At 62.2% G+C, this 12,518-nt stretch carries 13 protein-coding genes; 2 read left to right on the top strand and 11 right to left on the bottom strand.

Annotated features, from left to right (window positions below; all coding sequences use genetic code 11):
* Positions 1-25: 25 nt before the first annotated feature.
* From C7T36_RS14305 to C7T36_RS14295, 3 genes are read right to left on the bottom strand one after another with little or no spacing between them, the layout of a single operon-like run.
* On the bottom strand, positions 26-862 hold the full coding sequence (locus tag C7T36_RS14305; protein ID WP_033235391.1) for an SDR family oxidoreductase: 837 nt from the start codon (positions 860-862) through the stop codon (positions 26-28).
* A 59-nt stretch (positions 863-921) separates the two neighbouring features.
* A complete protein-coding gene (locus C7T36_RS14300) occupies positions 922-1,713 on the bottom strand; it encodes a maleylpyruvate isomerase N-terminal domain-containing protein (protein WP_033235390.1) in 792 nt (263 codons plus the stop codon).
* Between the two features lie 13 nt (positions 1,714-1,726).
* Entirely contained in the window at positions 1,727-3,181 is a 1,455-nt protein-coding gene (locus C7T36_RS14295; RefSeq protein ID WP_045066833.1) for an aldehyde dehydrogenase, read from the bottom strand.
* A 115-nt stretch (positions 3,182-3,296) separates the two neighbouring features.
* Between C7T36_RS14295 and C7T36_RS14290 the strand changes: the two genes are divergently transcribed.
* Positions 3,297-4,301: an AraC family transcriptional regulator gene (locus tag C7T36_RS14290; RefSeq protein ID WP_033235388.1), complete on the top strand. Its 1,005-nt coding sequence runs from the start codon at positions 3,297-3,299 to the stop codon at positions 4,299-4,301.
* Positions 4,302-4,364: 63 nt separating this feature from the next.
* Here the strand turns inward: C7T36_RS14290 and C7T36_RS14285 are convergent, their stop codons facing one another.
* From C7T36_RS14285 to C7T36_RS14265, 5 genes are all read right to left on the bottom strand, one after another.
* Complete coding sequence (locus C7T36_RS14285; protein WP_033235387.1) at positions 4,365-5,342, bottom strand: ABC transporter substrate-binding protein; 978 nt, start codon at positions 5,340-5,342, stop codon at positions 4,365-4,367.
* Positions 5,339-6,133 (bottom strand): ABC transporter ATP-binding protein, encoded by a 795-nt coding sequence (locus C7T36_RS14280; protein WP_033235386.1) that lies wholly within the window; start codon positions 6,131-6,133, stop codon positions 5,339-5,341. Before C7T36_RS14280 ends, C7T36_RS14285 begins: the two co-directional genes overlap by 4 nt.
* On the bottom strand, positions 6,130-7,197 hold the full coding sequence (locus C7T36_RS14275) for an iron ABC transporter permease (RefSeq protein WP_045066224.1): 1,068 nt from the start codon (positions 7,195-7,197) through the stop codon (positions 6,130-6,132). The genes C7T36_RS14280 and C7T36_RS14275 overlap by 4 nt, the downstream gene beginning before the upstream one ends.
* An 84-nt stretch (positions 7,198-7,281) precedes the next feature.
* A complete protein-coding gene (locus C7T36_RS14270) occupies positions 7,282-8,523 on the bottom strand; it encodes an MFS transporter (RefSeq protein WP_045066223.1) in 1,242 nt (413 codons plus the stop codon).
* Between the two features lie 31 nt (positions 8,524-8,554).
* Positions 8,555-9,487 carry a hypothetical protein gene (locus C7T36_RS14265; protein ID WP_045066221.1) on the bottom strand — a complete coding sequence of 311 codons (933 nt, stop codon included), beginning with the start codon at positions 9,485-9,487 and terminating at the stop codon, positions 8,555-8,557.
* A gap of 54 nt (positions 9,488-9,541) precedes the next feature.
* Between C7T36_RS14265 and C7T36_RS14260 the strand changes: the two genes are divergently transcribed.
* Positions 9,542-10,180, top strand: a complete 639-nt coding sequence (locus C7T36_RS14260) for a TetR/AcrR family transcriptional regulator (protein WP_033235382.1) — start codon at positions 9,542-9,544, stop codon at positions 10,178-10,180.
* Here the strand turns inward: C7T36_RS14260 and C7T36_RS14255 are convergent, their stop codons facing one another.
* From C7T36_RS14255 to C7T36_RS14245, 3 genes are all read right to left on the bottom strand, one after another.
* A complete protein-coding gene (locus tag C7T36_RS14255) occupies positions 10,181-10,621 on the bottom strand; it encodes a PAS domain S-box protein (protein ID WP_045066218.1) in 441 nt (146 codons plus the stop codon).
* 109 nt (positions 10,622-10,730) lie between these two features.
* Positions 10,731-11,471: an ABC transporter ATP-binding protein gene (locus tag C7T36_RS14250; protein ID WP_033235380.1), complete on the bottom strand. Its 741-nt coding sequence runs from the start codon at positions 11,469-11,471 to the stop codon at positions 10,731-10,733.
* Positions 11,468-12,514, bottom strand: coding sequence for an ABC transporter permease (locus C7T36_RS14245; protein ID WP_045066832.1), 1,047 nt, complete (start codon positions 12,512-12,514; stop codon positions 11,468-11,470). Before C7T36_RS14245 ends, C7T36_RS14250 begins: the two co-directional genes overlap by 4 nt.
* Positions 12,515-12,518 lie beyond the last annotated feature (4 nt).

Here is a 12,518-nt window from a genome sequence, read left to right as displayed (position 1 = left end):
GGTCTGTCGGCGTTGTGAGCGCCCGTCAGTACAAGTAGTCCTCGCCGCTGGCGCGGACGGTAATGTCACTGATGCTGATGCCCCACGGTTGATCGATGACGTGAACAACAGCATCGGCTAGATCGTCGGGCTTGATGAGCCAGTATTCGATCGAGTCGACGTCCTTCTGCTCGGGACGCATGGTGCCCTCGGTCAGGTGACCGACGTTCTCCATGTAGATGCCGGCGCGCTGACCGGTGAGCCCGAGGATCGCTTTCTCGTTGACGATCCAGCTCGCCAAGTTGGTGCCTGTCACGCCAGTTGGCTTGACCGTGGTGACCTTGATCTTGCCCTTGGCCTCGATTCGCAGCGAATCCGAGATCGTGGTGACTGCAGCCTTTGTCGCACTGTAGACGCCGGATCCGTCGATGCCCGCGTTGCCGAAGATCGACGAGATGTTGACGACCTGGCCACGACCCTGTTCGATCATCTGGTCGTAGACGGCGGAGATTCCGTTGACGACGCCCTTGATGTTGATGTCAATTGCCTTGTGCCACTTCTGCCATGCACGCTCGTGGTCGGCAAAGTAGGCGAGAGGCATAACCCCGGCGTTGTTGACAAGTACGTCGAGCGCTCCGAATTCCGCAATTCCGTGCTGTGCTGCAGCAACGACCTGGTCCATATCGGTGACGTCGGCAACCTTGTAGGTGCCAGTGAACCCCGCTGCCGCGATACCGTCGAACACAGCCTTCAAGCCGGCTTCGTTGATGTCGACGCCGACGACCTTGGCACCCTGCGCTGCCACCTTCTCGGCGATGAGCTGACCGAACCCCCCGCCCGCGCCGGTGATGAGAATGACCTTGTCCTGCAAGTATTGAGACATAATTTTCCTGTTCTTCGAAATTGAGTTCTCTGTGGATCACACCGAAAGTTCTGTGTGGATCACACAATGTTGATGGCATCGAGGACCGCCGCGACGGTCCTCCGATCGCCGGAAACATCGACCGCGGACCGCCATGCAGATCGGGTGGTCCCCCATCGCAGGAAATCGGTGGCCTGGGTCGTCGCGATGTTCTCGGGCACGTCACCGGTTTCGGTGACGGTGACTCCTTCGCCGCCACGAGCCAGGACGAAAGTGCGCTCGGTGGCACCAGTAAGTCGAAGTGCCACAGGCGATGTCAATGCGGCGGCGACGGCTTCGCCGCACATCTGTGGGAGTCCTGAGACCATCCAGTCGATCGCCGGGTCGATAGCAGCCGCCACGTCGACATCCCCGCGAGAGATCGGTCCGAACGGTGCCAGAAGATCCGACGTCAGATGAACGAGATGGTCGAACGACACCGCATCGCTGAGCTGATGCAGACGATAGGTCCCGAGGTCGAGCATCTCGAGTGTGTTGTTGCGAAGCTCTTCGCCCTGCAGCGCGGCTAGCGTCGCGAGACCTGCTGCGGACTGTTCCCGGTAGTAGTCCAGAATCTGCTCGTGCGGTAGATCTGCGCGCTCGCGAACAGCAGCGTCGTTGAGCCGCTCGGACATTCCACTGGGGTTCGGCGGGAACACGAGGTCCGGATCGGCGATGAAGTTGAAGAAGAACGCCATGTGGCCAACGAGGTCGTGAACGCGCCAGCCGTGGCACGCACTGTCGGCTTCCCATTCGGCGGTCCCGAACTGCTCGGCGATTTTGACTGTGTTTTCTGCCAGCGCGCGGGCGCCGGCGAGTCCTGCGTCGGACATGGTGACTCGATTCTCAAGAGGATGCGAGGAAGATGGATTTGAGCTGCTGGTACGACGCGAGTCCTTCTGGACCGAGTTCGCGGCCCACACCGCTGGCTTTGACTCCACCGAACGGTGAACCCCAGTCGAGGTTGAAGGTGTTGACGCCGAACGAGCCTGTCTCGACGCGTCGGGCAATTTCGATTCCGCGTTCCTCGTCGGAGGTCCACACCGTCCCACCGAGGCCGTACTCGGAATCGTTGGCAAGTGCGAGCGCATCATCGACGTCGTCATAGGAAATGACGGACAGCACCGGCCCGAAGACCTCCTGCCGTGCGATTGTGCTGGCGTTGTTCACGTCGGCGAACACGGTGGGCTCCACAAAGAATCCCGTGTCGAGGTCGGTAGGACGTCCACCACCGGTTGTGATGGTTCCGCCCTCGGAACGACCCTGCTCGATCAAGGACAGCACGCGATCGCGTTGCCTAGCGCTCACCATCGGGCCGACAAAGGTCGACGGGTCCATCGGATCGCCGACCTGCAGGCCCGCCGCCATGGCAGTGATGGCATCGATGTAGGTCCGACTGTGGCTGCGCGGGACCAAGATTCGAGTCGACATGTAGCAGGTCTGCCCGCTGTTGAGCAAAGATGCCGTCGCGAGACCGGTTACCGTCTGCTCGACATCCGCGTCGTCCAGAACCAGGGCTGCCGACTTACCGCCCAACTCCAGGGTGACGGGGCGAAGCATTCCGCCACACACCTCGCCGATGTGTCGACCGGCTGCGGTGGATCCGGTGAACGCGACCTTGTCGATCCCAGGATGCGCCACGAGATACCGGCCGATCTCCGGTCCACCCGTCACGACGTTGATGACGCCCGCAGGAAGATCGGCCGCAATGGCAGCTTCAGCCAATACGTAAGAGTCCAAAGTTGTTTCGGGCGACGGTTTCAATACGACGGTGCAACCCGCCGCTAGAGCCGGAGCGATCTTGAACATCGACAGCACCGCAGGGAAGTTCCAGGGCGCGATGGCAGCGACGACGCCGATGGGCTCGCGTCGCACGATCGTCGTGCCCGGCATCGGTTGGCTGACGCGTCGTTCCTCGGGGGGCGTCGACTCGGCGAGGTTTGCGTAATAGCGCAAGAGTTGGACGGGTGCGGCGCCCTCGGCGAATCGGGCAAGCTCGATGGGCATGCCGTTCTGGTGAGTGACCGTCGTCGCGCGATCCTCGGCTCGTTTCTCGAGTTCGTCGGCGAATCTGCGAATGGCGTCTGCACGTTCGGTGGGGGAAAGTTCCGCCCAGTCGCTCCGCCGCAACGCGTTTCGAGCCGATGTCACCGCCGCGTCGACGTCCGTCGTCGTGGATGCGGGGAACGAACCTATCTCCTGCTCGGTGAGAGGTGAGACAACCGGGATGGTTTCCGAACTGTCCGGTGTCCTCCACGCTCCGTCGATGAACAGAGCGGTGTGGTCGGTGCGCGATGTCATTTTCTGGCTCCTCCGAGGATGGCGTTCGACGCTGAACAAGTCATCTGTGTCGATCATCACTGCCCACGCGAGGATTAAATTGACTTCACGCGCCAATTTATTTACATTTCGACACATGGCGGATCTCATCAGTGCTTCGTCGTTGACGCGATTGCCCGAGTTGATCTCCGAACTCGGGGGTGATCCCCACGAGTTCTGTGACCGCGTGGGCATCGATCCGGCCATGATCGGCACCTACGACAGCTTCGTTCCGTTCAGTGCGTTGTCCACCTTGCTCGGACAATGCGCACAGGAGCTTGGGGTTCCGGATTTCGCCCTCAGGCTTGCGAGCAGACAAGACCCGGACATCCTCGGTCCGGTGGCCATCGCGGCCCGCAGTGCCGAGACGATCGGCGACGCGTTGCACGACGTCGCCCGCTATGCCCACGTGTACAGCCCGGCGTTGGCCGTCGATCTGACGATCGGCGACACCGACGTGTCCTATGGACTCGACACCGTGCTGCATCGACTGCCGTACCGTTCGCACGTCGTGGAACTGGCGATGGGAGTGACGCTCCAGACGTTCAGGATGATGGCGGGCCCGGATTTTCATCCGACGCACATCTCATTCCAGCATCCGCGCATCTCCGAACTACACAGGTACATCGAATATTTCGGGTGCTCGGTCGAGTTCGGCTCAGACCGGAATCTGTTGACCTTTCCGCGCGGAGTCATGCATCGTCAGCTGCCCCGGGTGGATCCGTTGGCGTACGGCGTTGCTGTGCGGTTCATGGCGGGTCGAGATCCGAATGTGGCGTTTTACGACGCGGTGTCCGCGTTGATCGTGCGGTCTCTGCCCGCAGGCGTGGCCACACTGAAGCAAGTCGCGACATTGATGATGCTGCACCCGCGAACACTGCAGAGACGGCTGGCCTCTGAAGGCAGAACTTTCGAATCACTCGTCGATGATTCGCGGCGCGAACTCGCTCTCAGCCTTCTCGCCAACCCGAACGTCCCGGTCTCCGCAGTGTCACGGCAACTTGGCTATTCCGAACCGAGCACCCTGACCCGGAGCTGTAAGCGGTGGTTCTCCACAACGCCACTCGCGAAGCGGAGGGAATTGACCGGGCGCAGCAGTTGATTGCGCGAAAATATGCACGTAGGCAACATGACGACGTCGACCCACTCGTGCGCGATCATGGACTCACGAACCCGGGTGCAGCAGGCGAGACACCTCGGCGGCCCCGTCAATTGAAGCAAGTTCACCGGCGAACCACGCCTCCGGAACAGCAAAAATCGCGTTCGACGTCGCGGCCGGAGTCCCGGCAAATGCCGTGCGGGCAGCCTCGAGCGTGGATTCGCGAGTCGACTCGGTGGAGTAGACGACCAAGATTGCCTGCGGCAACTTCGCCAGGACCGATTCCGTGGCTACCTGGCCGAAGTACTTGCCGTCGGGTAGGTCGTCCTCGAAGAGGTTGCTTCCCCCTGCAGCCTCGAGCACGCTGCTGTACAGCCCCCTCGCCAATGCGTAGGACTGCCCCTCCGAAACCTGAACCATCACCGTAGGAACCGGAGCCTTTCCGGCCACGAATACCTCGGTGGCCGTCAGTGACTTCTTGCCGCCAGCCACCAATGTCGCTGCCGCGTCACTTGTTCCGGTCAGGGCACCGAGACCGTCGATGTCGGACCAGACGTCGTCGATCCTGCCCTCGGTGACTGCCTTGTGGCAGTAGCCACTGTTCACGAAGATCGGGATGCCGAGATCACGCAACTCGTCCATGGTCTGTAGCCGGTCACCGTCGAACCAGTACTCCCCGTCGGAGACGATCAGATCCGGCCGGGCGTCGAGTAGCGCTTCCTTTGCCGGCACCCCAGTGCTCAGAACCGGCACGGCTGCAAACTGCTCCGCAAGCTCGGGATCAGGCGGTGACAGGTCGGTATTTGATTGTCCGACAATACGGTCCGCGGCACCGAGCTGAATCAGCAGTTCCGTCATCGACGGATACAGCGAGACAATCCGTTCCGCCGCCTTGGGCAACGTGACGTCCCGATCGCAATTGGTGACGGTGATCGCGCCCGAGGACGCTGCCGCCGAATCCGCAGTCGAGTTTCCGCACGCGGTCAGCACTGCAGTGGCGACGGCCGAGCACAACAGTGCGGCAGTACGTATCGAGGTTTTCACGTCACAGCTTCTTTCGTATGGGTGAGCGGAGGGGCAAACGCGAGCAGCGGTCGCCCGGTCAAGGGGTGCGTTCCGAGATGCACCCGGACTCCGAATACTTCGGACAACAGGCCCTCGGTAAGAACTTCGGCCGTGGGTCCTGATGCGACGACGGCTCCATCAGAGAGCACGCAGACGTAGTCGCAATACGCAGCGGCCAGCGCAAGCTCGTGGATCGCGACAACGGTCGTGGTTCCGAGTTCGGTTACCAGTTCCATCAATTCGAGTTGAGCACGGATGTCGAGGTGGTTGGTGGGCTCATCCAGCACCAGCACCGACGGCTGCTGGGCGATCGCCCTGGCCAACATCACCCGCTGCTTCTCCCCGCCCGACAGCTCGGCGAAGAGTCGTGATCCGAAGCCCTGCATACCGGTTCGCGCGAGTGCGGCGTTGACGATGTCCCGGTCGATCTCACCGAGTCGCGAAAACGCGCCATGGTGCGGTGTCCGGCCCGTTGCCACCACCTCGCGGACAGTGAAGGAGAAGTCCGAGGAATGTTCTTGCCCCACAACGCCGATGATTCGTGCCGCTGATCGGGGCGAGAGATCGTCCCACACGTTCACCTCGTCCACCCGCACGATTCCGCTGCTCGGTTTTCCGGAGCGATACAGCGCCCGCAGAAGCGAGGACTTTCCGCTACCGTTCGGTCCGACGAGCCCGACCACGCTTCCCGCGGGTGCTTCGAGATCTACGCCTGAAACCACCAGGCGTCCGCCTCGAACGACGTGAATTCCACTGGCCGACAATCTCATGACTGCGTTCCTCCGTCGCGGCGCAGTAACCAGAGGAAGAATGGGGCGCCCAATCCGGCCGTGATGATCCCGAGCGGCAATTCGTTGGGAGCATCCAACATTCGAGCCGCAAGATCGACAATCACCAAGAAGGTTGCGCCGACGAGCGCGGTCGTGGGGAGAAGTTTGCGGTGATCGGATCCGACCACAAGCCGTACCGCGTGAGGGACAAGCAATCCCACAAAACCGATCCCGCCGGCCACGGCTACGACAACCGCAGTCAGCAACGACGCGATCACCAGCAACAGCAATCTGGTGCGGCGCACGTCGACGCCCACCGATTGTGCACTCTCGTCCCCCATTGCCAGGGCATTGAGTTGGCGGGACTGCGTCAACAGCACACCCGCGCACACGGTGATCACCGCGGCCGGAATGCCGAGGTCCGACCAACTTGCCCCACTCACCGAACCGAGCAACCAGAAGAGCACGCCCGAAAGCTGACTCGGGTCGGCGCGCAACTGTACAAAACTTGTTGCAGCCGAAAGCAAATAGCCGATGGCCACACCAGCGAGGACCATGCGCAGCGGGACAAGCATGCCCTCTCGCCTGCCCAGGACCAGGACTGCGATCAGGGAGACCATCGCTCCCAGGAAGGCTGCCACCGGGACTCCGATCGACAGACCGGTTCCGACGCTGGTTGTCATGATCAGCACCGCACCGAAGGACGCTCCCGAACCGACACCCAGGATGTACGGATCGGCAATCGGGTTGCGTACCAACGCCTGCAGCACGGCGCCGGCCAGTGACAACCCGGCACCCGCCATGGCCGCGATCAGAATGCGCGGGACCCGCAATCCCCACACGATCCGGTCGAGCAGCGGATCGACCGGCGGACCACCGACGTGCGCATACAGCACCGCGAAGACGTCACCGACGGATACCGACGCGGCACCCGACCACACCGCGACGACGGACACCGAGGCAAGACAAACCGTCGTAACCACGAGAAACGGGACGTACCTGCGGGAGTCGACGGGATGCGAACGTGTCTGCGCGTCAGGTGCTGCTTCGCCGGTCAGCGTCATCGCACTCCTGATCCATTGGGGTCCACGTACATGAACACACGCATTTAAGCATAACGACAGTCGTTTTCATTAATAGCGAAGTGCTTATCTATGGGGACACGGATCGGTCCGCAGGGCGCTCACCCACGCGAACACCGCCGAGACCAGCGCAAAGGCGCAAGCAACGAGGTAGGCCGCACCGACGTCCCAGCTCCCCGCGATCGCTCCCGCAACCAAGGCGCCGACCGGTGAACCGCCCCAGGCCACCATCCTCGCCGTCGTATTCACACGCCCCTGAAGATGATCGGGAGTCAGGCGCTGACGCGCACCGATGCCGTTGAGGATGGTGATCGTCGCACAGCCCGAATAGACGCCCAGCGCAGCAATTGCAACAACGGTGCTCTCGGTGGTCGCCACGAGGAACAACACCACCGGGGCGACGGTCAGCGAGCCGATCGTAATCGACCCGACCGGCCACTGCGCCGGCAAGCGTGGGAGCACGACGGCACCGACAACCCCACCGATGGAGACGGCCGTCCACAGTGCGCCGATCATCGGACTCGACGTCGAAATCCCCAACCTCTCGGACGCGTAGACCACCAGGAGTGCCGTAACAGCGCCCTGCGTCAGGGAATTCACGAAGCCGACACCAGTCAAGGCTCGCAAGAGCCGCGACCGCCAGAGGAAGGTCAGCCCCTCCCGGATATCACGTGCGATGCTGGATCTCGAGGTTGCGCTCGCCACCGGCGTGACCGAAAACGACGCACCGATCGAGCCCATCGCCAATGCCGCCACTACATAGGCCAGTGCGTCGGCCCCCAAGGCATAAGCGGGGCCGATCGACGCCACGAGCACCCCGGCGACCGCCGGGAACGCCACGTCGATCAAGGTGCCCGCCGTCCACAGAGCACTGTTGGCGGCCGGTATTCCCTGCCGACCTACCAAGGCAGGCAATGCGCCGAATGCTGCGGCGTCGAACCACACGAAACATGTTCCGATGCAGATCGATACGCCGACGGCGTGCCAGGCAGTCAATACGCCTAGCGACTGCGCCGCCGGAATGCTCGCCAACGCGATAGCGGCTAAAGCCTGCGCACACAGGATGACCGTCCGCCGATTGACACGGTCGGCCACGGCGCCCGCCACCAAGCCGAACACGAGATAGGGCAGGACTGTTCCGGCGGCCGAGAGCGAGGTGAGAAACGGTGACCGACTGATGTCGAACACCAGAACGGGCATCGCTACGCCGGTGACCGCCGCACCCGCGACTGCAACAGTGCGGGCCGTGAAGAACAGCCGAAAGGACCTGTCTCGAAATACATGTCGGTGCGTGTCTGAAGTTTGCACAGCGACATAGTAATGGAAATCATTTCCATTACTATGTCTGCCTGACCACCAATGCTGGAATACCCGCCTGTAGCGACTCAGTCGACTCCACCGAATGAAGCCACGTCGGTCGCGCAATCGGAGACTGACGAATGACGTCCACGGCGCGCGCAGCGATCATGGCTGTCGCAGCCGATTGACTCCGGCCGGACGCCCACAGCGTCGGGCCGGTTTCGGTGCGGGCCATGACAATCCAGCGATCCGAACCCCACATCTTCTTGGGAACTACTTTCTGCAAGGGCGGTGCCCACGTCATCGCGGCCAAACCGAGCGTCGCCGCCGAGGTATCCAGACGCAAGTAGGTTCTCACCGACACGCCGAGATCACGCGTCAAAGCATGTTGATCGGAGAAGTCCGCGCGCACCGCTGGACCCTTGCGGTAGCCAGGCGCCTCGGCCGGGACGTCGAATACCTTCATTCCCGTGTAGTTGCGGACGAGTTCACCGCTCGGATCACGAAACCTGGTGCCCAACATTCCGTACGTCCACGCCGTGGCTGCAGGGCCGTGAAGTTCGCCGCCGCCAAGACCTACCATGATGTCCACCGGTCCGCTGCCGAGTCGATGTGCCTCCGCCGCAAGAACACTGGTCAATCCCGGCGCTAATCCGACACCCAGCAGCACGGGACCGTCGACGTTTTCCAATGCATCGCAGTACGCCGACGTCGCGGTGATGTCCACAAACGTAGCTCCACCGCGAACTGCTTGCTGCGCCAACCGGACGTCTTCGAATCCCGACGCGTTGACCACCACGTCGTAGCCCGATACGGCCCGAGAGTAGGCGTCCTGATCGGTCAGATCGACAGCCACGTCGGCGCGAGCGGCGTTGCGCCCGGCAGAAAACGCTGACACGGCGGGGTCCGTACGGAACTCCTCCATCAGCGGGACACCCACTGCGCCATAGCCGCCCAGAACCAGGACCTTCATTTTCTTGTTCCCTCCGAGTAGCTGGAGCTTCACTCTAGAGCTAAACTCCAGCGCATGGTGGGGGTAGAAACAGTGGCACAGGCGACCGCACGATCGAAGATCATCGCGGCGGCGCGGCATGTCTTCGTCAATCCGGGATACGCGGCAGCGACTATCAAACAACTGGCCGATGCGGCCGACGTTTCGGTCCAAAGCGTCTACTTCGTGTTCGGCAACAAGCCGAGCGTATTGTCGGCGCTGCTGGAAGTCGAGGTCGCCGGCGACGAGGCTCGGATAAGCACTCTGGATCGGCCGTGGGTGGCGGCGGCACTCGGTGCGCCACATCCCCTCGGACAACTACGCATTCAGGTTCATCACGGGCGACTCATCCTCGAACGAACCGCAGACATCCTGCTGGCCTTGCGCGCCGCCGCATCCGCTGACGAGGACGCGGCACTGCTGTGGCAAACCAATCTCGCTCAGCGGAGAACCGTGCAACAGCACCTCATGATCGGGCTCGTGGAGAAGGACCCGTCCGTCGATCTCGAGACCGCGATAAACGTCGCGCTCACTTTGACGAGTGCCGAAACCTATACCGATCTCGTGGTCGAGTCGGGGTGGACCGGCGAGCAATACGAAGAATGGGTGGTCGGCACACTTGCCTCCACCCTCGGCCTGGACCAAGCGAAGAAGTCCAGGCCGCGCCGCGTGTGATCAGGCGTTTGGTTTGTCCAAGGTATGACGCGGGTTGTTCCACAATCGCTCTGTCAGGTCGTGGAAAACTGCCAGAGTGATTGTGTCGTCGTCACGCCGAAGCAACGATTGACTGACCGTCGCGCGAACCAAAGTGCTGTCGGCGTGGACAAATTCCTTGATCGAACCCGGCTCGGAACTCAACTCGCGGTGAGCCTGCTCCGCACTGACGTCGTCGGCATCCTTGTCGTACATGATGTCCTGCAGACGCAAGGCGGCGACGGCTTTCTTCGGGTAGCCGAGCATGTCGGCAAAGGACGGATTGGCAAAAACAATGCTGCCGTCGCGGTGCACGGCCATCACCGGGACCGGCAATCTGTCCAGCAGGATCAACGGCGGCATCTGCTCGAGATCTGCGATCGGTGATTGCGTCGGCGGCGCAACATTGCGGCGGCGTTCCATAACACGTCCTCTCATGTTGCCCAGTCGCAACAGTCTAGCGTCCCAGCTAATCGTCGGTTGACTTCCGGTTGGGGAATTTCGACGGTCACTGGAGACCACGCCCCCGCAGTCAGGCCGCGAATACCTCCCGATCGACTGTCAAGGATCCATCAACCACACGATAAACATTATCCATCCGATGCAGGTGTCCGCGGTCGTGTGTCACGAGAAGAGTTGCAGCATTGTGTTCTCGCACGACTCCGATGATCAAATCCATGACCGCCGCGCCACGTTCCTGATCCAGCGCGCTCGTGGGCTCATCCACCACCAACAGTTGCGGATCGTTCATCAAGGCGCGCGCGAGATTCACCCGCTGACGCTGACCACCGGACAGTTGCCCTGGACGCTTCCCGCTGTGATCTGCCAATCCAACCGCATCGAGCAAATCCATCGCTTTCGCTTTCGCGGCTTTGCGACGCGCCCGCGACGTGAACACGGACTGCCCCAGATGCGCCATCACCTCGAGCTGTTCGAGGGCGGTCAACGACGACACCAGATTGGATTGCTGGAACACGATGCCGATGGACGTGCGTCGAAGTTCGGACGCGTCGCGGCGGCCGAGTGTCGCAAGATCCGTGGCTTCGCCGCCGGTGCGCAGGTAGACATGGCCCGAGTCCGGGCGAATAAGCGTCGACGCCACCGCGAGCAGGCTGGACTTTCCCGAACCCGACGGGCCGGTGATCGCGGCAATCTCCCCGCGATCGAGTCGCAGGGACACGTCGTCGAGAGCTGTGACGCGGGATTGTCCGTCGGGAAATGTCAGGTTGACGTTTTGGATGTCGAGAACGGTGCTTCCGGCTGCAGAGGTCATCGCGAACTCCCTAGTGCTGTGAGCGGATCAGTGGTGAAGAGGAATCGAAGAGCAAACGCGGCGCCGAGCAGGCCGAGCCCGATGAGCGCCACTGCGGGCACCAGAGTTGTGGACGCGTCCAATACGAAAGGCATCGAATCGCCGATCACCGAACCGGCGATCGCAGTCAAGCCGATTCCGAGCGAAACGCCGACAACAAGCACGATGAACGCCTGGCCGAGCGCGTCGCGGACCAAGGAACCCGACGTCGCGCCGAGCGCTTTCAACGTTGCGATATCCGGCATGCGCTGGATCGTCCACACCGTGAAGAATGCGCCGATCACGAGAGCCGAGATCGCGAGCAACATCACCGTCATCAAGGTCAACGACCCGTTCTCGGACTTGTACGACCCGATGGCATCGAGCGAGCCGGTCACCGTCGTCGACGTGGTTGATGCCGCATCGTCGATTGCCGAAGGATCCGACGCGCCGGATACAGCCAGAATTGTTGCTACCCCGCCGCGCGGATTCAGGTCCTGCCAATCCGCGAGTGTCGTCCAGACGACGGGAGTGTGGCTGTACCAGTCATCGCCGCGAACTGCGGTGACGGTGAACTCCTCCGAGCCGATGCTGACTCGGTCACCGTCGGCTGCGCCCAGTTCCCGGGCGGCGCCCTCGCTGAGGACCACCGTTCCCGGAGCGTCGGGCGTCCGGTTGCCGAAACCGCCGTCAGCGCCGAACAGCGCCACCGACTTCTGGTTCGAGCCCACCACACCGGCCTTACCGCGGCCGATGCCGACGGGATCCACAGTCTGTGCGCCTGCCGTCCAGGCCGCGAGTTGATCAGCGGTGAGTGCCGACTCGTCGAACGACGCACCCGCCCCGGTATCGGCGAACACGACGGTATCCGCCGTCATCGACTCGATGGCAGAAACATTCTGATGGCGTAGCCCGGCGGTCAAACCGCTGAGAAAGCTGACCAGCAGTGCAACCAACAGAACCACCGCCGAGATCAGCGCGAAACGACCTCGCGCTGCCCGTAAGTCCTTCATTGCGACAAACACTGTG

The organism is Rhodococcus sp. AD45-ID (genome assembly GCF_003023755.1).
Classification (GTDB): Bacteria; Actinomycetota; Actinomycetes; order Mycobacteriales; family Mycobacteriaceae; genus Rhodococcus_F; species Rhodococcus_F globerula.
Note: the sequence above shows the minus strand (reverse complement) of the source record. Positions and strands in the feature narration are given on the sequence as shown.